The organism is Pseudomonas sp. H3_E07, assembly GCF_054668895.1.
The window spans coordinates 5,963,773-5,987,757 of record NZ_CP162795.1; the positions used below are offsets into that span (position 1 = coordinate 5,963,773).

Genomic DNA, 23,985 nt, shown 5'->3' on the forward strand with positions numbered 1-23,985 from the left:
CACCCTCACTCGTCCAATGTATCAATCAATATTGCAGGCTTATAATCGTCTAGGTCATCAGCTAGATGATCCTCCGCGGCGTGATGCTCGATCAGGGCATTTGGGAGCGTTGGTATCGGTTGTGGAAGAAGCCACGGAGTCTCTTGATTGGACGTACCGCCTGGATTCAGCTTGAGTTCTTTGTAAGCTGAAGTTTTAGCAATAGCACCATCTACAATGTCTTCCTGAACATCCATTGAATCAAAAGCAAAATCATCACAAATAGCACCGTCTGGAAGATTTTTGTAATCTTTGTGAGTCCTAGAAATCCATAATGATTTATTATAAACTTCCCAGTCCGCCGACAAGTTGCTGCGGGCTCTAACGCATGGAATCTCATGAAAATTATCTTCAAGCAAAACCCATACTGACAGTAAATTGTATGGATTATACCTAAGCTCGCATTCTTCACCGATGTACTTATCGAGAATGGGCGCAGAGTAACGCCGAGTTGAGAAATTGATGCCATATGGATGTATTTTATGATTGTATGAAGAAGGCATGAAATCGAGCATGAAGGACTTTTCTGCATCTTCATCGACCATTGATATCAAATCATCTCGACCTACCGCCTTTGCATGAGTCCAAGCGGCGCGAGGAGAGCATTTTAGTGCAGAATGTTTTTTTCCATGGTATTCAGTGACTTTTTCACCAAACCATGCCCTGCATTCTAAAATATCCAGACAAGCATTCAACTCACTTTCAAAACCTTCACGGTCTTGTACGTTGCTGCCAGTTGCACCTGGTAAGAAATGCACACCTCGAACCATGAATGTACCGATCACACGTTCGACGATCCCCCCATACCATTTCTTTCCAATAGGCCGATGAGCCCAATCAATACCATATCTTGCACATTTAGCAATGAGCTCCTGCTTAAGGAATTCCATAGCATTGTCAGTATAAATTTCTTTTGGAATTCCGCAGAATGGAAATATTTCAGGGTCAGTTTGCAGCGGGTTATACTGACTGTCTTTCCTGAGAATCGCAGACATCAAGGCAAGCTGAACCGTGATTACATTTGGATGAGTCAAACTCAGATAGTATCCAATAATTACTCGAGTCGTGGCGCAGATAATAATTGTAAGCCAAGGCCGCCCTACGATAACGTCTCTATGCACAGTATCTACAAGTAAAATGTCAACCTGGGTGTGATCCATAACGATCGATTCCAACGGCGACTCTAAATCGCGAAAATCGTCTCGCTGATCAAAAGCTTGGTCTGCCTTAGATTCACCATTTTTGCGGTAAAATTTTTCTCGCTCCGGCTTGGTAGCTAAAAATTTACTTACGGCATGACGTGTGGGCTGTTCGAGATTTTTCTTCCGACATAATTTTCTCGCATAATCTAAAACTATCGCAACACCTGCACGCTTACCACGATATTTTTTATCATACGCAACCTGATAGATCTCTAACAACTCAGGCGAAGTCTGTGTAGAACCTATTACTGGCCCTCTTTTCTGCCTAATCATGCCTCGGTAATCGGTACTCTGCTTGAAGTCTCCTAGCAGTGTATAAAATCGCGACTCTTTGACTTTCAAGAGTTCTTTGGCGCGCCTCTTGGATATTATACCGGAATCATACTGTTTCAGTATCTTTCGGCGATCGATCGCGAGAGCTTCCTCATCTGTGGAGGCTTCAGCCTTATAGAGCAGGACTGGCTTATCATCCACGCTCACCCGGACTCTTACCATCGGGTTTGGTACAACAGGCGCCTTCTCTATAATTCGACTATCAACAGTTGCTAATTTTTTTTCCGCTAGTGCCGTTTGATCAGAGTCGCTCATTTTGAAATCCAATTCTTGAGTCATCTGATATATTCAACACGACCTTTGACAAGAATCAAGCGATAGCGAGGTTCACTTTTGGTCATTCATTGGTTAAGTAATCCAAACTAGATCTCAAACTATAATTAGTTAAGAATTGACAGTTGCTAGTCAAGATGATTTTTCTGAGTGCAATCAAGAAGTTAATTTCTTGTCAATATTCGAGCCATTTGTTTTGTTTTGATGTTTTAATTACACACGCTGACAACTAGCGAAATGCATATGCAAAAACGGTCTAAAAAACGCTATGAAATAGCTTTTGCGCATTGATTACTCATGAATTGACACAGCTTATCTTTCTAAGATTAATTGATTAAAATCAATTGGTTGCGCTAGAATTCAATTTTCGAGACATAGTGTCGTCTCCTGCTGCTTCACTCACCTAATAGCGCACTGATCGATTTTATCGTCTTTTTATGCAAAAACGATCTGAACGAGGATATGCTCTTGGCCTAGCTCAGAACTCAATCGAACCGTGCGTAGTAGGCAGCGGCATACAGCGCGCCCGTTTACTCCTTGCACTTGGTTTCAAACTGAAAGCGGCCTAAGGGTATTCGTCCATTTATCTTATTAAAAAATATTCTTCTGAATTATGAGTGGACGAAAATCAAAACCGTCCATTCAATTTTTTGAACAACTTGACGAAGTTACTGCAAATCAGATAGTTATCGCAGTCTAGTTAATTCCCAGCGTTCACAACTTTCCGATTTTTGCTGTGACGGTCGCGATTTGATGAGACTTTCCCATCCGAAGAGCTCTTCACCCCCGTAAACACTGGGTCTTGGAAGCTGATCCTATTCGGGCATGGGCCGATTTTTGACGAAATGATGAGCCTGGAATTTTAAGCCAGTTCGCCTATCCATATGATTTAATTGTGTTTTTTGTCAGGTGGCGTCGTCGGGAGTGCTAACGAAACTTTGAGACTTCCTGGTTCCGCTTCCTGGTCTGCATTCTGGTCAAGAGCACTCACAGCGGGGGCTGCAGAGGCATTTGCAGCATCTGTGCGACTTGGTAAGCATCTCGGATTTTGCGCAATTGGAGAGACTTGGTGCTGATCATTCACGGTTCTCCTACGAAAAAATCACGAAAATCGTCTAAATAATTTCAAGAAATTGTCTGGGTTTGCAAAAAGTGTGAGATGTCGGAAATCGCTGGTGTGTCCATCCCCCCGAATTTCGGGGAGGTCGTGCGTTTATAAAAATTCAGAGACTTTGTCACACCAAGTATACTTTTCAATTAAAACGAGGCTGCGTCACAAAGGCTGATCGCTCCGTCAATATCAAGATATTAATACAGTATCAGAAAGGGTTGGCACTCTATCAATTACCATTAAATTAAAGTTTGGCAATATTTGGTTAATTACTGACAATATTATCTTATTTGTTTTTATTGGTGTTGCCTATAACTCTGCGCAGTATAAGTCAATGTTTTTCGCATTATAATTCGTACTTGCTTGGGTGTTGCCACAGCTGCTTTCCAGCTATACCATCGTTGACCTCCCTATCACTTTATCCTTGAGCAGGGCTCAAACTTCCAGTAACTATCAGAACTGGAAGTCCCAATTCCTGGCGTCGGTGATTGAAAATGGCTTTTGACCCAAATCCACTATTTGAAACGTTTGAAGCTTTTTTAGATCAGGATTTTTCGAGTGAAAGTTCATCTATCAATTTTGTGAGTGACTATATCGAAAGTTTCCCCGTTGCACTGTGCGCATCTGCAGGCTACAGAGCCGTGCGCTCGTTCTTGCGCGCATACGAAGGTAGCGAGCAGACTTTCAACTCTTATAGAACCCACGTTGAACGATTACTTCTTTGGGCCCTTATTGTTAGGCATAAATCAATCTTCACCTTAAAGCGTCAAGACGCTGAAGCCTACTTGCAGTTTTGTAGGAATCCACCGACAAATTGGATTGGGTCAGTTACACGGGGTCGCTTCATCGCTAATAAAGATGCTGAAACCGCTGTGGTTTATCCCGTAGTCCCAAATCCAAAATGGAAACCCTTCAGCCAAAAGCTTAGTGCCTTAAACGCCCAGGCTGATGCTGTACAGGTGTATGCGGCTTCCAAAGGAACGATGAATCAAATCTTCTCGGTATGTAGCAGTTTTTATGAGTTCCTCGCCGAAGATAACTTGGTGAGCCTAAACCCGTTCAGACTTGTAAAAAATAAGCGGGATTTCACCGGGAATCTTAATGCCGAAGCTCAAAATCGGGCCTTAACGCCATTGCAATGGGACTACGTACTGGAGACTGCGGAGTCAATGGCTTCGGCTGAGCCGCTTCGACATGAACGTACCCTCTTCATCCTGGCTACACTTTTCGCCATGTATCTTCGGATCTCCGATCTGGTTGGCCGGTCGAACTGGGAGCCTTGCATGGGAGATTTCCGCCAAGACCCTGAAGGCAACTGGTGGTATCACGTGATCGGAAAAGGCAACAAACCAGGAAAAATTGCGGTGCGGGACGAGTATGTTGATCGGTACCTCAGACGCTATCGCACTTTTCTCGGCTTGCCGAACTTACCGGCGGAAAAAGAACGAACTCCTCTACTCACGACGCTGGAAGGCCGAGCGGGCTTGTCTGGACGACAAGTGCGCACCCTCCTCCAGTCCGTTTTCGACAACGCTCTAGCTAAGATGAAGGCTGAGGGACGCGAGGCGTACGAAATGAACAGTCTACGGTCAGCATCAGCCCACTGGCTCAGACATACATCGGCAACATTTGACGCGCCTTTTCGCAAGGCGAAAGACCTGCAGTTAGATCTTCGTCATAGTAACCTCAGCACCACCCAAGACACCTATTACCACTCTCATGATCAAGAGCGTATGCATTCTATCAAGCGCCTGGGTATGAGGGAGCGCGATTGATTTCGTTCCAAGAAACACCAGCAGCTATGTCGACCACACGCGTCTTTCGTGTAACGATCGGGCACTAAACAGCTGTGAGGAAACGTGATGGCTTTCAGCAATGACAACGGCGGTTTCGACTTCGCGTGCTCGGACGCGAAAATGTCAATTGGCGCATCCACTTGGGGCACTCGATTGAGTCAACTTAGCAGCGCCACCGGAGAAATCCTGATCTTGACCCGAGACCTAGCCGATATTGGATACATAACAAAGATTCTGGATAAGCGTCCTCATAATATCTGGATAGTGGCACACACTGACTGCATCAAAGCTGCCCAAGCCCTGAAGGCGGCCAGACCCTGGCTCAGGATCGCGGTGCATCGCGACATTGGGGCTAAAGCCGTTCTGGTTGCCCCTGATACCGTTTGGATCTCCAGTAGCGATTTTGGAAAGACTGGAAAGCTTGAGTCAGCGGTGGGCTTCCATTCACCCAGTCTGTATTCGCAAACCCGTTCGCAGCTCTTCGACAAAGCTTGGCGTGAAGCTCAGGAGCTCATGGATCATCCTGAGATTACGAAAGGTTGATCATAAGGTTACGGCTGTTTTTTCATCGCCGGCGTTGGAGGTTATCGGTGCCCCGCCGTCACCACTCACGCATGTTGATCAGACGTTCCTTAAGCTCCGGTACCAAGAATGCGAATAGACGGTTGTATTGCCGATCGGGCCGATAAGCATCATCCCGAGCTTGCAGCGCAGTGCGGATGATCTGGCGCCGCTTAGCCCAAGTCCCCTTCTTATCTTGTTCGGCCAATAGCTCGTTCTGTTCAAAGATTTCCAGCGTCCAGCCGAATTGCAGCAGAAAAGGCTTGTAGGAGTCGAAGGCTTGGTTGCTGACATTGAGTAATCGCTCGAATCGATACCCTATCGGTCGACCATAGCGGGCGCTCAGCACTATGGAGACGACCCCTTGGAATGGATCTGTCCAATGAGAGTTCGGAAGCTTTATATCTGGGTACGTAACTGCCATCCGCTCGCGCAGATCGACCCAGCGTTCCCGGGATTGTGGTGTGTCCTCCCTGCCCAACTCCATCCAGAAAGAATGGAAGTCACGGCGCAGCACATCAGCATTTACGGAGCTTTCCAATACCTCTCTCTGTGACAGGTAATCGTTATAGAACACGAGTTGCTTTTCCGGACTGAACGTCAGGTCATCCAGAAATACTTCAGCCCTCCTCCATTCGTTTACGATTGTACGACCGGTCAATTCCGGCACCGCGTACCAGCATTCAAACGCCATTCGCCCAGTGGCTCTGGAACGCGCCAGCGTCTGATCGTTCACGATGAAAACGTTTAGGTTGTTCAGGAAGAAAATGTCTTCTTCAGCTGTCTTGGTTGAGCTGGGATCAAAACTCTGGAATACCCAGATCATTGCCCCGCCATTAGCTCTGTAAAACTCCCGGCGTCCGACGATCTCAGTTAAAAAAGTGGTCGACAGCTGGACTTCGAACGCGATGCGCTCATTCCCCCTTACGACCTGGACATCCGGCTTGCGCCAAGTGGCACGGTCGGCGACTGGTTGGCCTTTCCAGACCTTCTCCACCAGGGGCTCGCCGCACGATCGATCAGCAATCAGACTGTCGCGAATGATCCCTTTGAGTCGGATGTGGGCCTGGCTTTCCTTCTGCGCGTTGTACTTGATCGCTGTAATCTGAGCGGAGCTGAGCTCACCCTTTGTTGAAATGTCGCATTGAATGAGCCCTTCAATGACTGGGTGATGGCGGAAGTGAAAAAAACGATGTTGTGTACGAACCAGCAACAGAGCGGCCCCGCACAGTTGGCAAACCAACCAAGGCTTGTCTCGATCCAGAATGAACCGAGAAGCTAGCTCCGCCCTATCCTGTATGACCAAGGACAATTCACGGCTTAGGAAACTGCTGATTTCGATTGGCGTTGCGCTGTCCAGATCCATTACATCTGTCAGCTTCATCTGTTCGGTAGGCTGAGCGTATTCTAAGGTGCGCACGAACTCCCTCCCTAAGCACTGTACATGTTGCCGTGCAGAACAAGAACATGATCTGTGCCCAGCTCGTACTTCAAGAGCAGCTTCCCGGTTGCAGCTTGTAGCATGGAAACTCCTTTCTGAATGAACCGACATTCCTTGGCTTCACAGCGTCTCAACTTTTCTGGCTGCGCCGAGACCCACTGCCATAAATGGTCTCGGCTTGAAATCAAACAGCTTCCTTGATTGCCCCATCCTTTGCGTCGTCAGAACTGCATGCGACCAAGTCGAGGTTGACCTGCTCCTGCGTCGACAACACCTTAGACAGGAGCGCGTCCGTGGTGAGATTGTCGTACCTATCCTCCAGAGTTTTCCGTAAACGCATCAGGCGAAGGTTGGCGGTGCTCACCAAAGCGCCATAAGTGGTGGCTCTCACTTGGCCATAGTTACGAGATTCATCACCCACTGTTTTGGACGTACTCACTCCGGCGGCGATCGACTGGCCAACGACCCAAGCCGTGATGAACGGAGAACCGTTGACGTATCCGGATGCGGCAATGTCCTGCACATACCCATCGGCCTGGTTAACCTCTTTTCGATTCAGTTTGAAGCCCCCTTTCTTGAGCTCGATAAGTAGGATGTTCTGCATTTGGGCGACTGAGGCGTCCTGGGGATCAAACTGTTCAATACCCACCAGTTGGGCAGTAGATCGGTCTGGCAGCACTACGATGTCAGGCCGTTTGCGTTCGTTAATGAACGAGGCGTCGCCCTCCCCCCAGAGCTGCTTCGCCACGCTTTTCAATGTCATGTTCGAGCAATACTCCATGGACTCGAACTCTGGCCCGAACAACCAGCGCGATCGTAGGATCAACGGATGCAGTGTATGGAGCTCGTCTGTCTCTGGATCTTCGGCCAACCTGGTGATGGCTTCGATGACGCTGAGCCGGCCATCAATCTCATCGAGCACACGCAAAGCGTCCTTGACCGACCAGTCTGCCAAAAGGGAATCCAAGCCCTCAATATCCGTCGCAGGCAGATTGGCCAATTTTTGAAGCAAGGATGCCCCGCTCTTGGATTTCTCCAGGTTGATCACTGCTTTTACGGCCGTGGCGAGAAACTCCGGAGAGACCATCGGGTGCGCTTGTGCCACAGCCTTTGTGAAGGCTGTGACCTCAAGTTGAGCGCCGTGCCCTAATGATTTGAGCTCTGACCGGTTCTGTACCAAGGCGTCTTCTGAAGTGGCTTCAACCACCTCGGTCGCCAATTCGTCTGCTACCTTGCCGATGCAATCCGCAGCGGCCTTGAACAGCTCCTCAACGACAGGCGTCGATTGAAATCCTGTCCAATCCTGGATCACTTGGTCTTCAAACCCCTGGGTGTCGACGATGACCTTATAGCGCTTAGCGAATCGTGTGCGGCCATCAAAGTTTGCGACCTGGCCGATGACCCACGAGGGGTTGCCTACGAGTCGGTGCTCAACCCAAAAGGCCACGCCTTGGTGGATGGACGAGTGGTTCTGCTGTGTGGAGTCGATGACAATGACTTTTGCTGTCCGGCCATCACTCAGTTCGAGGTTATGCGTACGAGCATGCTGCTCAAGCTTTGCCAAGGTTAGAGGTGTGCCATTAACTCGAATCTGAAAGCCCGGGTCATGGATGAATCTTGCTGCAAGGACTGTAATGATTTCATTCGCGTCCGGCAGCTTTCGGGTGACTGACACCGACAAGCGTGTACCGGAGCCTTCACGTTGGCCAAACTCCTCGGAGCGCACCACGAAAGGACTAGGCCCTGACTCCGTTCCTACAGTGAACGTACTCAGTTTGCCGTCACGCCAAGTTTCCACCTGGTATTCATCACCGAAGCAAAGAAGCCCATGCCGGCCAACTCCATTGCGGCCATAGGCTTTCCTGAATCTGGCGCTCTTGCCCTTAGGAAATTCGACCTTGAAACTTTGATGCTTGAGGCGATTGTACCGAAGCGTCATCCATCGCTTGCTGAACTGCTGGGCCGACATTCCGTGACCGTCGTCGACCACCGTCAGCGTTCCGCCAGGCTCAGAGGGTAGAAACAAGTCAACTTTGCTTGCGCCGGCATCCCACGCGTTAGCCACTAGCTCAGTAAGAGCCACCTGTGGCACATGCGCGACGGGGCCCAACTCGCGGAGAAGATAGTCCTCCTCAAACAACGACAGGTGACGGGTTTGGTCGGACATCAATTTCCTCCATGGATTGGTGCTTCCGGGCCATTGGCTCTAGCACTGCGTATTTCAGCAATCCTACCCCATTGGAATGCTAAGCAGAATCTAGATAGAGCACCTTTTAAATACCTCATCGCGATGTCTACAGCGGCAGACGATCAAGCTCCCACAGCGATTCTCGATGGTTTCAATGCAGCCTTCACGAGTGTTGTGCACCCATAAGCCTACCAATCTCAAAAACTGCAGCGCGCCTTACGTCGATAACAGCCTCGACCTTCTCTCCATTGTCCGCTTCGTAGAAATACGCCCCGTCGCAGTGAAGGCTGTCCAAGAGGTGACTCATGTCGTACACCTTTTCAGGGATGACCTCACCCTCTCCAGCCAGAATCCCTGCAGCGATCGAGTGATTCCCTCCATATACAAAACCGATACCCCAAGGTAACCAAAGATGCACACTATGATTATCGTCCTGAACCCACGGCCCTTGATAGTTACGGCTGTAGGGCCTTGTAGATGTCTGGCTCATGGCGACGGGTGCTTTGGCGGAACCAATAGTCGCCAGAGCTGAAACGTAACCTCGGAGACTCCATGGCCATGGAAGCACGATATCCCGGGAAAGCTTGAGGACGTACTGGTTTTGGGGAAGTGGTCGGCCAAGCCAGCGAGATCCAGAGGTGGAGAATAATCTGTCGCGCACGGCTGATCCAAAGAACCAAGCACCATCAAGGTTTGGCAGCGCGTCTTGACCACGTTCAGCTACCGCTAGCAGATGTTCGGACTGAAGCGGCCTGAGGATTGCGCGGATCAAATCAGGAAGACCTTTTGGATTGGTCAGCGCAATCTCCTTAGCGACCTTCATGAGGTGGTTGTATACCGCAATATTGGTGCTGTCGGTTGTGTACATGGAGCCCTCTTTTGGAGTGATACCTCCTATTCAACGGTAAGCGGCCCACAAGCGCGCACCGTCTAACGGATCAATCACACCCACTGCTATTTTCGATTGTCCATTGATTTTCCTGAGATACACGATTTCAGTGTCAATCCCAGCTTCAGCAACCACCATGGCCCATTCTGATCACCGGCTAAGCCCTCAAGCCAAGGTGGTAACAGTAAAGTGCTTGGCAATCCACCCACAAAAATTTACGAGCGCTTGCTAGCAACCAGCTTCTGTCGAATCAAATTGAACAGCTCTGCCTGATACACGGCATCGTCCAAAGCATCGTGATTTCCAGACGTTTCAGGGCTAACGACCTTTTCAATCTCACTCGACCGAGTCGATTTCCAGGTGCACTGGGCAGTACCGAAGAACATCGATTTGATGTCCAACGCTGCAATGCCAAATGGGTTCTCACCGAGGTACTGGTGGAAGTAGTAATTCACGAAGCTCCAATCGAAGGATGCATTGAAGCCCACGAACACTACCGACTGGTCTGCACCGGCAAGAGACTCAACCCAAGCCTTGAACTGTGACATCGCCTCAGCGGGCTCCAAGCCCTCTTTACGCAGCTTATCCAAGGACAAGCCCGTCACCTCCAGAGCTGCAGGAACGAACTCTTTAGAGATCGGTTTCAGGTAGCAAGAGAACTGCTCCTCCGGGTTTGAAGTCAAGCATGCCCCGATTGACAGCATGCTGTACTTCCCGGGAATTGGGCCTGAAGCCTCAATATCTACGGAAACGAAAATTTCTTTGTCGGCGTTCATAGTTACCCCATTTGAGCAGTTGCCAGGCTGACAACCACAGCGTCCATTACCAGACACAAAATGCTGGAAATTATCGGCAGGCAAATACGATGGGAGAGAAGGCAGGTTGCCCCTGCCCCACCGAACCGTTTCGCCGATCATGGTCTTGGTCGATTACTTATCCTCCATCACTGGAGACGGCCGCATAGACAGAATCGAGTCAGTCAGATCTTGGAAGGTCAGCGGCCTATTCGGAAAAGCCTTTGCCATCGCAGTAGGATACAAACGAGTCCGAATATCTGAAAAAGTCCATACGGGCTGACCGTTGCGCTCACCAGTGACAGTAGCCAGCTCAGCCAGCTCCTTGTCAGAAAGGCCCATGCCTGCCAAGTCCATGCTGAACAGCTCCTTCCGCTCAGCGATATCGGGCCGAGTAAACTCTTCAACGATAGCTGCACGACGACGAAGCGCTGCGTCAAGAACGGAGAGCCGGTTGGTGCACAAGATCACCACGATTCGGCCGCCGTACTTGCGCAATTCATCTACGCCTTGGATCAAGGTGTTCACTGCCACCTTGTCTTCGTGGTGGCTATGGCTTTGCGATCGGGAGGCCGCGATCGAGTCACCTTCGTCAATAATCAGAATTGCCCGGCGCTTCTTACCCGCTGCCTCGGCGACTTCCGCGAAAGCCTGGGTCAAGAGAGTGCCCATCTCGCCGACCTTACCGGAGCCACGAACGCGGTTGCTCAGCTTGAACAGAACCGAGTCCTCAGCGCGCGAATCCAGGACTATACGGTTAGCAATGCACTCCGCTGTTGCGGTTTTCCCGGTACCAACGTCGCCATGGAAGATCACCAGGGGATACTGATCGGCTACGAGGTTGCAGATCGGCAGCACACTTTTATGATGCTGCTTGCTCCACTCGGACAACTGGCCTTGGTTCAGCAGCAGCTGGAGCTGGTTCTGCACACGTTCATAGCGGCCAGAAAACCCGAGCAACCTTTTCTCGCGATCAGTCAGCTGGATGTCCGGCAGCTCAATGGCCGAGTCAAAAACGGAGGTTGTGCTCATCGGGTGTAGTCCTTACGTTCCATGCCAAAGCCATTGCTAGAGTATTCACGCCCACCACTCTGGGTCAGCTGGGAGTGAGAAATATCCGCGTAATTGGTCGACCAGCTGCCTTTCATTTTGCTGGCCATATTTTCTTGAGCTTTCGAATCGTAGGCGTCAGTGGTGCCGAGAACAATCCGCAGTTTTGGGCTCGAGAGCCTTGGCCAGAGGGCATTTCCTGGCCGCTGGTTCGCAAGCGAGCCAGACTCATTGACGTAGAATCGCGCAGCCTTGTACTCGACCCCGTAGCTCAACAGGGTGACATCGACATACTCGAGGTAGCCGTACTTGGCCAGAACCTCAATGTCATGCCCCCACTCACGAGCCTCGGCTTCGGTGATCGCGCCGCTGCTGGAAGCGATCATCACGAGGTCAGCCGTGATACGCCGCATGACCGCTTCAATATCAGTAGTGGTGAAGGTGCTGGTTTGGGTGGAGGTAGAACTCATATTGCGGCCTCCACCTTGAGGCCCTTGCCGAAAAGCTCTTTCCACACCTCAAGATCATCTTCAAGCGATGCAAAGTGCGCGGTTTCCCAGGACTCCTGAGCGATCTGAACGATTTCTTTACGCTCTTCCTCTGTGATGCGGCTCGCGACGTTGTTCGTATCGCAAACCGGGTCGATGATTACGACCGTATCAGAGAATTGAGAGACCCATCCGTTCTCGGGGAACTTGATGACCTCATTCAGCCCGGACTCTGCGATGTACAGAAGGAAGTCACGGAAGCGTTTCTCAAGCAAGCCGGCCTTCCCGTTCACTTCAAGCACGTGGGCCATAATCAGCTCAATGTGGAAAGACTTCAGAGGAACGCCCTTCCAGCTGCGCCACTGCTTGGCCATACGCACAAGGGTGCGGAAGTCCGGATCCTCATCCTTTCGATCCTTTACGAACTTCACTTGGCAGGGCGCGCAGGTCTCGGTTTTCGTGCCATCGACACGGTCGAACTGCCAGCCGTAGCCCTCCTTGTTTGGGTTTTCGATGACCGGAACGATGTCGACCTCAAGTCCCGTACCTACGAAGGTGACCTTGGCTGCCTTACGCTGGATTTCGAAGTCTTCAACAGATTTGTTCGGGTACAGCTTGATCAGCGCATCGTAGATTTTCTGGCTCAGTGTCCCGAAGGTTTCCTCATCGACCTTCTGCCCGCTGATGTAGAAGACCACGTCAACGTCGGCTGGAAACTGGGAGTTAGGCCGCAGGATGGTGTGCTTGGCAAAAGATCCGGCCTTCACCACCTTCTTGATGGTGATTTTGTCCTGCTTTTTCAGGCTGTCCTTCAGCGCTGCGATTAGGCGGTCGACCTGAGCGTTGTAGGTCTCCCGCTTGTCCTTTGGCAGGCGCAGCACGTTACTGTCGTAATACTTGATCTGATTGTTGGTAAGTGGCATCTGCCGCCCCCTCATGGAAATGTATTAATCGCGAAGCCTCCCTACCAGCGGCTCAACCACATGCCGACGGACGAGATGGCGCAGCAACTCGAGCGCTATGCCCAAATTGCCCCTACGGCTTCCTGCGGCTCAACCGTCCTGCATCATCCGAAGATACAGCCAGGAAAATTGCGAACTCCAACTCGCTAGCGTATGATTACTATACGCATAGTTTTTATATGCAGTCTAGTTTTTATACGCTATTGAGTTTCGATCATGACAAACGAATCCAGACCCATGGACGACCAACCTAACAGCAAGGGACGGCAAGGAGCACGTTGGGGACAGGAACGCCGGTTGGAATTCATCGACTATCGATTGCGGTGGGATGGTCAGATCAACCGAAGCAGCCTCACTGACTTCTTCGGAATATCAGTGCCACAGGCATCACTGGATATTACTGAGTACGGCAAGCTTGCCGAGAGCAACCTGGAGTACGACACGCGGGCAAGGGTTTACAGAGCAACCGATGCATTCAAAGCCGTTTTCCGATCTACCTCGGTCGAGCGCTACCTGGATGATTTGCTTCGCGTGGCCGTACAGCCAGAGATCCCATATGGAAACTTTCTGGGTTGGCAGTCCCCTGTAGCCGCCGTTCCCAAACTGGGCCGTCGACTCAACGCGGACGTTGTTGGGGAGATCCTGCGCGCGATTCGCGAAAAAGGTTACGTTGAGGTCTTCTATCAGTCACTGACAGACCCTGAAGGTGGAGAGCGGCGACTTTCTCCTCATGCTTTGGTTCATGACGGGAATCGCTGGCACGTCCGGGCCTATTGTCACAAACGTCAGGCCTTCCGGGACTTCTCTCTGACCCGTATCAAGTATTGCAAATATGGTGGGCAAGATCGGGAGCGGGCTGATGAGGACTACGCGTGGAACACTATCGTGGATGTCGTTCTCGTCCCACACCCAGGCCTAAGCGCGGCGCAGCACCAACTGATTGAGGCCGACTTCCTGATGGAACAGGGTGAGATGCATCTCGAATGCCGTCGAGCGCTGCTTTTGTACCTGCTGTTCCAGCTTAACCTGAATGACGATCAGGCCGGCCAGAAGCCCGAAGTCATCCAGCTCGCCCTCAAAAACAAGGACGAGATTAGGGCACTACTCCAGTATTAACCCATAAAAATTTAGCCAACACTTAACACCTCAGCTACCGGAATTGTCACGATGGCAAACCTTGAAAATGATTTCATTCTGATCGCGGGCAGCATCTCTCACAAAACGGAGAAGCGTTTCGTCGATCGGGCCCACGCCTTCACCCGGGCGCTCACCAAAAGCATCTTGGACGCTAATGGCGGACTTGTTGTATACCTTGCCGGTGAACCCAAAAATGATGATGGTGACCTGCTTACCTTCGATTGGACGGTAGCTAACGAGGCAAGCGCGCTTGCCTCGAATTACACACCGGCACGCCAGATGAAGATCGTCACATCTCTCAAAGCCATGTCGGAGAAGATGTCCGAAGAGCATCGTATGTTCATTCGGCGACTGCAGGCCAAGAAGTTCGCAGAGATCATCTATATCGATGATGACCTTGTGACCGGCGGCAATATCGGGGATGAGCAAGTCGAAGTGGCCACTGCGATGATTGCCATCGGTGGAGGCCGTGGGGTATCCGATCGGGCGCACAAAATGCGCAGAAAACGCCTACCCGTTCTGCCCTTCGACTTGCAGGTCGGAGGCTTCAGCGATGATGGTGTCGGGGCGATCGGCTTGCATAAAGCGTTCTTCAGTGACCCACTGTCGATGTTTCCAATCACTGGAGAGCAAGTGAAAGGGGAACTGGGGACACTTTCTTTGCAAGAACCTATTTTCCCGCTGGAAGAGCTGGCAGAGATGACCGTGGGGCTATTCCAAGCAGAAAGAGAAGCTGAACAAGCCTCCCGGACTCCAGATGTTCTGATTCTGACTGCCCTGTCAGTTGAACTGGCCTCAGCCAAGCTTGCCTGCGGGATTCAGGATGAGACGCCGCATCGGCGCTCTGCGAACTACATCCACTATTGGACGACGATCCTGGACAGACACGATGGCCCTGTTTCGTGTGCGATCGCTTCGCTAGGTTCGGCAGGTAATGTGAACGCCGGCAACATAACTACCCAGCTTTTGTCAGAGCTGAAGCCAAAAAAAGTGCTGATGATGGGCATCGCTGGCGGGCTGCGAGGGAAGATGACCTTGGGTGAGGCCATCGTATCGGAGCGCGTTGTGTATTACGAAAGCGCTGCCGCGTTGGCAGATGGTGTCCTGGCGGCGCGCCCTGAGATGCAACGGCCTGGAATGGCGACGCTTCAGGATCTCAGCACCTACTTCTCTTCTCCGTCACTCTCCGACCGCTTGCAGGAGCGCGCAAAGGCGCTAGGTGTGAGCATGCCGAAAGAGTCCGCAGCTGGCGAAGTCGCACCAAAATTCAAAGCTTCCACTGCAACGATCGTGTCCGGGGAAAAACTCATTAGAGACTCCGAATTCTTCGCACGGCTACGACAGATCCACGATAAAGCCTGTGTCGCGGAGATGGAGGCTTATGGTGTCGTGGATGCCTGCGAGAAACAAAACGTCCCGGTCTTGGTCGTCCGAGGAATCAGCGATTTCGGCGACGACAAAAAGGATGATCTTTTCCACAAAGTGGCGTCCGATGCTGCTGCCATTGTGGTCGTTGACTACATCATTCACGGCTGGAGTCGGGCTCAAGGTCACTGAATACCAGGCCCAAATGTCGACCCCCCCTATATGAGGCGTTCGGTGCGAAAGCACGTCGGTGACGTATCTTCCGCCACTATCCATACTTAAGTGTTGATGGTGGCTCGGGGCTGGAGGCATCTGACTTTAGTAAGGTGCCCTCACCCCTTACGTGCGAAAATGAAGGACGGATAGGTGGACGCATCGGCGTTCTCATTGTACCGACCCTCATACAGCCACTCCCTCGCAAACGCCTGCGGGCCAGCGACGATGAGGGCATTCTCTGGATTTTTCATGTACTCGCCCATAGGGCGCGCCCCTCCAGGCACGAAACCGACGAGGTTAGCCTCCGAGGTGTTCTTTACAAGCAGCTTCCCTTCTCCTGTCAGATAGCCTCGAAGCACGCCAAGTCCGATGTTGTGAACCGCCAGGGGCTCCCACTTTACGTCCTTGGGCTCGGTGATACCTCTTCATTGCCTTAGGCACGGCGCCGGTGGCGTCGTATCATTCGGCTGCTTGAGCTGGACTGGACAGTTGTTATCACTAGGCATGGGAAAACCAGTCTGTACTTTGGCTCGCGTCTCTGAACCTGCACCCCACACTGAGCCCTGAGTAACCCCCAAGGCCCACAAGGTAGGCAAAGCTAAACCTCGTTACGATTTTGCTGGAGAATTGTACGCTCCCCCATTTGCCTGATCATCTCGTTAAGTTCTTTTCTGGCTTGTATCGCCTCTAGAGTAGCCTGCATCTCCAAATCTACGAGATTGGCAGCCGGATCAATAACATACGTCTGCGCTTCTCTGTATTTCAAGATTGCTGGCAGAATCAAATAGGCCGGATAGAAACGAAGCGTTCCATTTCCAGCTTTCTGTATCATACCCACCCACCGCGTCTGCTCAGCGTTAGGTTCTACATTTGTAACAACTCCACCGCTCACCCCATTCATCTCTTCATGAGTGTATTCACGCTCAAACCTGAGGTAGGGGTTTCCGTTCTCCATTGTGCAGAAACCAGGATAGGTAAAACGATGAAGATTGGTGGTAAAGTCATGCTCGCCATTTTCAGCAGGCATTACATGATTTTCCTCGATGGGATACCCTGCTGCTAGGAATATCAATCCTTCCTGGAATTCATCTCGCCTCAGGTAACCAAAACTATCTGGGGTATCAAAGTCCAAGAAGTGTTCGGGGTATCCCCCTGGCATCGGTTGCCCCATCTCTACAAGCACAATATCCTCATCATCAATCCATGGGATATCGCTCTTAATCAACGAGCCGATTTCCCAACCTCGTATTGGATACAGGAGCTTGCTCACGTCATCCCACTGACTTTTCGCTAAGGCGTTGGTGAAAAATGGCGACTCATTCTGAGGCTCCGAGTAATGAGCTTTTATAACATGCTGCGCCGTAATAAGAAAAAATTTCTCCTCATATTTTATCAACAGCCCCGTACCGCCAAAGTTATAAAGCACATCTGCAAAGAAAAATCCCCGCTTCTCCAGCTCTTCATTGCAGTGGGTGAATATAAGCCGCCTAGACGCTTGAATCATATTGCCTTGTATAGCCCGGGATATAAAGCCATCAAGCTCCGGCCAACTGATTGACATCTCTCCACTCTCTCAATCTAAGGTAGTAACATAAATTTCAATTTCAGTGACGCACTTACTCATATCCGCGCGCACACATCACCCTTTGTAACGACCAAGCAATCATTGCTCTAACCCAGCCATCAAGCTATAGAAATCAGCAAACGAGTCATCACCTCTAGAGATACTCATATGAAGCTTAACTTTTGCTATTTGCCGCCTCCCTATTACATATTGACTCAGCACGACTATGCTCATTTGTCCATTAGATAACTTGCTTTCGCTCGAAGCAAGCACATCGCCCCGCTGATGGAAATTGAATATAATCTGGAGTGGCGCACCGCGGCCACCAACTTTTAGGAGCTCTTCAATGCTGGCGACCGACGATCCTTTCGAACTGGCCGAGCGGTACCAGAACCAGCGAGGGCAATGGGTGGTAGGTGGACTAGAGACCCAGGTCTTCTGGCCAAACCGTCCTCAAATCGTCAGATTCGAGGGTCTTGATTTCCTCCTGCAGCCAGCAGTAATCGACGGCCAGCACCGTAGCCTTCCGGCGATTGCGATTCGAGCAAACGGCTATGGGCTATCTGTAAATGAGGGTCGTGCAGCTGTCATGCGCTTGGCGACGGCTATCGCTTGGCGCGAAGGCAAAAAGGTTGACATTGTCATGTGGGGAGGCGGTAGCAGCCCATTCCGCGTGGGCAGGATGCTGAACAACGCTATCACCGAGTATTTCTCAGACGAGAACCTTCATGTTCCGCAGAGCGATGAGGCTCGAAAGGCGCTGGCCTACTACCGTGAAGGGCTGTCACTCGGCAATCCCTTTTACTCGTTTCTAGGTTTCTATAAGGCTTTCGCACGCTCTCTTCCAAATGGCCGGGAACGAGGGCCATGGATCGAGCAGACATTGCCCCAAATGACGGATAGAGATGCGATCTCTCGGAGTGAAGAGCTGGAGGCGCATGGCGAAAATATCTCCCAATACCTGGCCACACAAGGACGCCATGCGATCGCTCATGCTGAGCGCGAGGATATCGTCGATCCAGACGATCCAGATGACCACCAACGAATCCATTTCGATAAGCCGCTGATGCGCCATCTCGCGGAGCTGGCAATGGATGAACGGCTTGGTGTACGGCCTCCCTCGTCATATGAGCGCGATCACCTTTACGAGCTGGAGGGTTTTCGAACCCTGTTCGACAACGAGCAATTGGAGGCACTTCGGAGAGGTGAGCTTGCCGAGGGCCGCGAGTACATACTTCCAGATGACTTCTACGTAATGGCTCGAAAAGGTAAGTCGTGTGTTCACCTCGGTGGAATGCGCATGACAGACGGAGGGATGAACGAAGGAAGGCTTGGCGTCAAACTCGAATCTCCTAATGGCAAAGTGGCGATTGAATTTTGGATGGACTTCAGAAATGAGCGGCTCATCATCGACCCCATCCGAGGATGCGTATTACTTAACACAAGGCGCGAGAGCCGGAGCGACATTCAGGCCGAGATTGCTCTTGAACAGTTCAAATTCTTCATGTACTGCAATGGCTCGGTGGAGATTTGGTCTTCCGACCGAGAGCACCGAATGGGCAAATCAGAAGCCTACATGTTGCCGGTCAATTGGAGCCCAGATTTCACTGGCCATCAGCAAAACCTCACTGGGCTGCAGGAGCTCTTGAAGGACGTACCTGAATCGGGAGACGAGGCCACAGGTTGATCAGGCAACGCAGGGCCAAGCCGCACGCACCGAGCTTCTTGAAATGACCAGGGCACGCCAGACTTTTTCGGTAGTAAGACCTCGCCTCATTGCCAACCGCTCGGTTTTCCAAAGCTTCAGAGGCCCCTACGATAAAGCCTATATTGCAGAGATGGAGGCTCATGGGGTTACGAAGCCTGCAGGAAACAGGAAGTACCCGTCCTAGTCACCCGAGGAATCAACGAATTCGGTGATGGCTCGAAGGACAACACCTTTCACCGGGTTGCCTCTGAAGCTGCAGCGATTGTGGCGAGAGACTATGCGAAATACGGATGGAGCCGCCGCTGACAGGCCCAAGCCTTTGCGTTTACAGATGATTTTTACTCAGAAGCGCCCTCCGCTGGGCGATACCTACCCGGCCATTCTGAAAAATCTCGAAATTACATCGCGTCAACCTGTAACGATCAGATGATATGGTTACGGCGGAAGCCTAGTAAGCAAGCGAACGGCAATTGAAGGATGATCAGTAAAGGAGTATTGCGATGGGTTTTTTAGAAAAAATGAGCGCCATGATGGAGCTCTTGAGACTTATCAACACTGATGACCTGATCAAGGAAACATCGTATAAGTCTTGGACATCGCTAGACGGGACATCGATTATTGCAACGGATCGTAATACCTATTTTATAGTGCTCGAGCTTTTGGCAATCGAAAATTCGACAGTAGCAAGTAGATTCAGTCGTAAAACGATCTACAAGTTCATTGAAGACCGCTTACCAATAATCAAACGCTCTGGAGAAATCCCCGTTTCCGCTGAGATATTTTTTTCGGAGTTTTTGGAGCAACAACCGACGTCGATGACGATCACGGTTCCCATTTCAGGCATTCGCCTAGACGATGGCGTACGTGAGTTCGAGCTGGCGTGCTTTAATTTTGGATATCTGCAAGATTTGGAGATGCCTTTGGCAAACCAAAAAGGCATGTACATTAGCACGATTATAAGCGAAGTTTACGATAAAGAAATCGCTTATGAAAAGGCCGAAAACGCATTCCTTAACTTTGGCAAGCTGATCGTTTTTCTGGCGGGAAAACAGGACAAAAGCATATTGATTGAGACCGGGCTTCCGCTAAAGCCAGATATGTCTCATGAGCTGATGTATGTGAGCACTAACTCCTACCAAATTCGCGACGCCAAGGGTTTCATGTCGACGGGCGATATCCGGAACAAAACGATAGAGAAAATTCCGGTAAACAATCCGTTCTTTACGTCGCGTGAGGAGCTAGGAAAGCTTTGGGGGCTATACGAACGCAAACACACAGGCGCTAAGCTTCAGGATCTGGAGGCGCGGATTTTAAATACCGCCCTCGCCCTTGGTGAGTCGGCGTCAACCAAGGACATGCGTAACTCAATACTCTACACCTGTATAGCACTGGAAGTTTTGTTCTCCCACAATGACGGAGCTCTCTTCCAGAAGAGCATTGGTCAAAACGTTGCCGACCTGTTTGCATTTATCGTGGCGAAAGATGTTAACGGACGGAAGCACGTTGCGAAGCTGACCAAGAAGGTTTATGGAATGCGGTCAGCGATTGTTCACGGTGGGGATAAGGAAATGTCTAACGACAACATCATTGTAAACCAATTCATGCGTGGTGCGCTTACAGAGCTTTTGACTGCCGAGCGCTTCAAAGATACGAAGCGACTTTCCACTATCTACGACATGATGCAAGACGCTCAATACTCTTACTAAAGTTAGTTAGCGTGAGCGTAGCTATTGTGCGCTCACATTTATAAAATAATGAAGAATCTTTCTACCCAGCAACTCCTTACGTAACGTGCGGCTAATTTTTAAGGGTATGCTTAGAGGTTACGCTTTTTCGTCGGAAACGCTCTCCTCGATCTGCTCATCACCTTGACCCTGCCATCCTCGTCGTCTTTATTTCCCGACTATATACAGAGGAAATGAGATGACCAATTCATCGTTGCCTACCCTCCAAAAACACACGTTGTCTGACCCTACGATCCACAAAATGGTAACGTGGATAGTGTGCCAAGAGCTGTCCGACCAGGAGAACAGCACGTACAAGGCAATCATCCATGACGACGATCTTGATCCGCTTCTGTTCGGCTTTCTAGGGCCCAGATCAAGGCCGTATGCCCTGCAACATCGTTTTCCAATCCAGATCCCAAAGCGTGTTTTCTGAAAACCAGCATCCCTCACCCCTTAATCGGAACTGTCATAGGTTGGGGCGGCAAGGCTCAGGCGGGCGGAAACGAGGTCTATGAACATCAATCGATGAACAATTACGTTAATTTTGAGAGCATTGAGTCAGCAATTTTAGGCCCATGAGCCACTTATAAACAAATGACATCGCCCACAAGTTAAATGATGTGTCAGGGTGGAACTTTCTATACTTGTGCTTGAGGTTACGCGCCACCACTTTCCGATTTTTGCAGACGTTCAGGCTCTTCTCGTTGGACGTCCTTCCTGACTTCGGTCCTGATGTATGCATGAAAGTTTTGCCCCGTCTGTACAAGAACTCCAGCCAGATATACAGATATCGCTTTTGAGGCGTTCAAGCACGCCTCATCGATACAGCCGAGCGGTTAACTGATGTCATTCGTTTGCGATGGTAACAACCAATGTCGTTCGGTGGTCCATCCGAGAAAAACCTGAACACCCTCACTTTTCCGGCGGTTCAGGGTCAACGGGAGCCCGGAAGCTGCTACACGCAACCCCATAATTGCCGGTAGAAATCTCTCTCGGAATGCAATGGGTTGAGCCGTGAAATGAGCTTCGATACTATCGATTGCGCAACGCCTCTCGGCGTCATCCTGCATGGATAAATAAAACACCATCTGGCGCCAGGCATAAGCGGTATTTTTGAGCATCACCAAGCTAGAGTGATAGAACTTGATTTTCATCTGCTGCCGCATGCATATCCATTGGAAGCACTCCTGAGCAAGTGAGCCCAAGCGATGATGTAGCAGCGCTTTCAAACCGAGATCACCAAACAGAAGCGAAAGGTTTTGCGTTGTCAAAATCTGTTGTTGCTCGATGATCCTGCCGTTGGTTGCTGAATGCCATCCACCCGAGGGTGCATTAGCCCGCTGTGCGCACAGCTTCGCCAATGCATCACTGGTATCCAAGTCACGCTGGAAATAGTTTCTGCTCTTTGATTTCGGCTTATCGGGAAGGATCGCCAGTTGGTTCGTGTCGATGTCGTAATAATGGGCGTAAAGGGTGCCATCTATCAACGAGGCCGCTCGCCTGGCTGCTTCCACGAATTTATTCGAAAAGGTTCCCATGAAAATGTCTGCCGCGACCTCCTCCACAAAAGGAAGATCCAGCTTCGCCGTGACAGCAAGCGAACCAAACTCCTGAAGTAGCTTGTTCGGAAGGATTGCCTGAGGGAAAGCAGCGAGAGTTGTTGCCGAGGATTCGATCAAGGCTTGTCTGGCTCCCTCAACGGCGACAGTGTGTGCCTCTCGTTCACCTTCAACGGCCGCCACCCAAGGCAACTCACTGATTTTGACTTGGCTCTGTAGGTTGAGCAGTAGCAATGAACGGCGTCGCCGAAAAGCACGAGACGTTGCGATAGACAACGTGCGCAGTGTCGTATCGCGAAATCCAGCACTGCAGATTTCGGCCGTCATCGCTGGCAGTACTCGCGCCACGGTATCCCCAGATGTGATCAATCCCTTGTCAATCAACTGACTGATAGTTCCCTTTCGACAGCGCTCGAGGCGTCGGCGAACTGCTGGTGGAATGGCGACACCGGTTTTCAGCGAATATGCCTTCGCCTCCTCATTGGTAATCGGTTCCAACAGGGACGAAAAATCAGAGATGCCTTCCGAGCTCGTATAGCTGGTCAGACGCTCAGAAACCGCCTTCGCGATCAGATGATGCTCGGGCGCGGCCACCTGATGGCGCTGTATGGCTCGGCTCTGTAGATGATTTTCGGATTCGGGATGACCATGTTTGCACACGAAATCATTGACGATCCGCCGAATACGTCCGACTTGACGCCCTGTCAGCGAGATTGGGTCACGGGAGCAGAGCCTTAGCAACGCGTACAACTCCCCTACCCGGCCCCTGAAAGGTTCAACGTTGAGGATGTCATTGCTACCGGATGCATCGAACTGACTACTTAGCGCATTCGCCTGCTCAAGCCAGCCTTCAGGATATTGCCGACAAGGCCAATCATCCTGGTACGTTAAGAGGAAGAGCGAGATAGCTGCATCGTAGAAAGGCAACCGAGTCACGACCACATGTTTTTGCACCGCCAGACGCTGCTGCGCAGGGAGTTTTGAAAGCAGCTTTTTGATATCGCCGACATCGAAGATCTGCACTTCCACCGCCGCGAGCGGTAGCCCGTCAGAAGCCATTGGAAAGAAACGCAGTTGCTCAAAAAAAGATGCGATCGACTCAATCAGTCTGCGTGCTTCCTCCGTGCGCTGCTGTCCCAACAGCCAAGCCACGTACAGTAGCGCTGCCTCTTCTGGTACATCGATCCGATAGTCGCTGTTCACCAGTTGCTTTTGCAGGGCTTCGATCCCCTCATCCGTAAGGTGCCAGGTGTTGAGATCAAGTCGTTCAAAACCAGGGCGGATGCCTGGGATTGAGGCGGCCATCCGCCGTTCGTACTCGGTCAGTGCACCACCGGCCAGATACTGTCCAGTGGCAAGACCACCCGTGACTACCTCCAGTGTGACCCATTCAGGCACATCCACGAGTGGTATACGCGAGCCATACAGCGCGGTGCCCTGCACCATGTGTTCGACCACCTGCTGCCAGCGCTCAATCCGTTCACGCGCTTTCTCAGTGTCTAGACCCGATGAGGTCAATGCTCGAGATAACTGAAAGACCGCATAACCGGCGTTTATGCCGGCCATTGCATCCGATTCCCTA

At 50.9% G+C, this 23,985-nt stretch carries 16 protein-coding genes; 6 read left to right on the forward strand and 10 right to left on the reverse strand.

Annotation, left to right across the window (positions count from 1 at the left end; all coding sequences use genetic code 11):
* Nucleotides 1–5: 5 nt before the first annotated feature.
* The gene (locus tag AB4O08_RS27640) at nt 6–1,853 is read right to left on the reverse strand and encodes a Mu transposase C-terminal domain-containing protein (protein ID WP_460114580.1); all 1,848 of its coding nucleotides are present in this window, start codon (nt 1,851–1,853) and stop codon (nt 6–8) included.
* A 1,599-nt stretch (nt 1,854–3,452) separates the two neighbouring features.
* Between AB4O08_RS27640 and AB4O08_RS27645 the strand changes: the two genes are divergently transcribed.
* Together AB4O08_RS27645 and AB4O08_RS27650 are read left to right on the forward strand one after the other, a co-directional pair.
* Nucleotides 3,453–4,733, forward strand: a complete 1,281-nt coding sequence (locus AB4O08_RS27645; protein ID WP_460114581.1) for a tyrosine-type recombinase/integrase — start codon at nt 3,453–3,455, stop codon at nt 4,731–4,733.
* Between the two features lie 87 nt (nt 4,734–4,820).
* Nucleotides 4,821–5,297, forward strand: a complete 477-nt coding sequence (locus AB4O08_RS27650; protein WP_078833758.1) for a hypothetical protein — start codon at nt 4,821–4,823, stop codon at nt 5,295–5,297.
* 58 nt (nt 5,298–5,355) lie between these two features.
* On the opposite strand, the gene AB4O08_RS27655 is transcribed toward AB4O08_RS27650, so the two are convergent.
* The 7 genes from AB4O08_RS27655 to AB4O08_RS27685 all read right to left on the reverse strand — a co-directional run bounded on the left by AB4O08_RS27655 (nt 5,356) and on the right by AB4O08_RS27685 (nt 13,088).
* On the reverse strand, nt 5,356–6,735 hold the full coding sequence (locus AB4O08_RS27655; protein ID WP_460114582.1) for a DUF6035 family protein: 1,380 nt from the start codon (nt 6,733–6,735) through the stop codon (nt 5,356–5,358).
* 205 nt (nt 6,736–6,940) lie between these two features.
* The gene (locus AB4O08_RS27660) at nt 6,941–8,923 is read right to left on the reverse strand and encodes an ATP-binding protein (RefSeq protein WP_078833757.1); all 1,983 of its coding nucleotides are present in this window, start codon (nt 8,921–8,923) and stop codon (nt 6,941–6,943) included.
* 184 nt (nt 8,924–9,107) lie between these two features.
* A complete protein-coding gene (locus AB4O08_RS27665; RefSeq protein ID WP_078833756.1) occupies nt 9,108–9,812 on the reverse strand; it encodes a DUF6710 family protein in 705 nt (234 codons plus the stop codon).
* A 236-nt stretch (nt 9,813–10,048) separates the two neighbouring features.
* Nucleotides 10,049–10,609: a 3'-5' exonuclease gene (locus AB4O08_RS27670; protein ID WP_460114583.1), complete on the reverse strand. Its 561-nt coding sequence runs from the start codon at nt 10,607–10,609 to the stop codon at nt 10,049–10,051.
* Between the two features lie 153 nt (nt 10,610–10,762).
* On the reverse strand, nt 10,763–11,659 hold the full coding sequence (locus AB4O08_RS27675) for an AAA family ATPase (RefSeq protein WP_460114584.1): 897 nt from the start codon (nt 11,657–11,659) through the stop codon (nt 10,763–10,765).
* Nucleotides 11,656–12,147 carry an HORMA-1 domain-containing protein gene (locus AB4O08_RS27680; RefSeq protein ID WP_460114585.1) on the reverse strand — a complete coding sequence of 164 codons (492 nt, stop codon included), beginning with the start codon at nt 12,145–12,147 and terminating at the stop codon, nt 11,656–11,658. Before AB4O08_RS27680 ends, AB4O08_RS27675 begins: the two co-directional genes overlap by 4 nt.
* Nucleotides 12,144–13,088, reverse strand: coding sequence for a CBASS oligonucleotide cyclase (locus AB4O08_RS27685; protein WP_460114586.1), 945 nt, complete (start codon nt 13,086–13,088; stop codon nt 12,144–12,146). Before AB4O08_RS27685 ends, AB4O08_RS27680 begins: the two co-directional genes overlap by 4 nt.
* A 276-nt stretch (nt 13,089–13,364) precedes the next feature.
* Between AB4O08_RS27685 and AB4O08_RS27690 the strand changes: the two genes are divergently transcribed.
* Nucleotides 13,365–14,243: a WYL domain-containing protein gene (locus AB4O08_RS27690; protein ID WP_460114587.1), complete on the forward strand. Its 879-nt coding sequence runs from the start codon at nt 13,365–13,367 to the stop codon at nt 14,241–14,243.
* A gap of 51 nt (nt 14,244–14,294) precedes the next feature.
* A complete protein-coding gene (locus tag AB4O08_RS27695; protein ID WP_460114588.1) occupies nt 14,295–15,821 on the forward strand; it encodes a phosphorylase family protein in 1,527 nt (508 codons plus the stop codon).
* 622 nt (nt 15,822–16,443) lie between these two features.
* Here the strand turns inward: AB4O08_RS27695 and AB4O08_RS27700 are convergent.
* Nucleotides 16,444–17,406, reverse strand: a complete 963-nt coding sequence (locus tag AB4O08_RS27700) for a hypothetical protein (RefSeq protein ID WP_460114589.1) — start codon at nt 17,404–17,406, stop codon at nt 16,444–16,446.
* Between the two features lie 349 nt (nt 17,407–17,755).
* Between AB4O08_RS27700 and mauJ the strand changes: the two genes are divergently transcribed.
* Both mauJ and AB4O08_RS27710 read left to right on the forward strand, forming a co-directional pair.
* Nucleotides 17,756–19,096 carry a methylamine utilization protein MauJ gene (gene mauJ, locus AB4O08_RS27705; RefSeq protein WP_460114590.1) on the forward strand — a complete coding sequence of 447 codons (1,341 nt, stop codon included), beginning with the start codon at nt 17,756–17,758 and terminating at the stop codon, nt 19,094–19,096.
* 521 nt (nt 19,097–19,617) lie between these two features.
* Nucleotides 19,618–20,823, forward strand: a complete 1,206-nt coding sequence (locus AB4O08_RS27710) for a hypothetical protein (protein WP_460114591.1) — start codon at nt 19,618–19,620, stop codon at nt 20,821–20,823.
* An 857-nt stretch (nt 20,824–21,680) separates the two neighbouring features.
* On the opposite strand, the gene AB4O08_RS27715 is transcribed toward AB4O08_RS27710, so the two are convergent.
* Nucleotides 21,681–23,969, reverse strand: a complete 2,289-nt coding sequence (locus tag AB4O08_RS27715; protein WP_460114592.1) for a hypothetical protein — start codon at nt 23,967–23,969, stop codon at nt 21,681–21,683.
* Between the last annotated feature and the right edge of the window lie 16 nt (nt 23,970–23,985).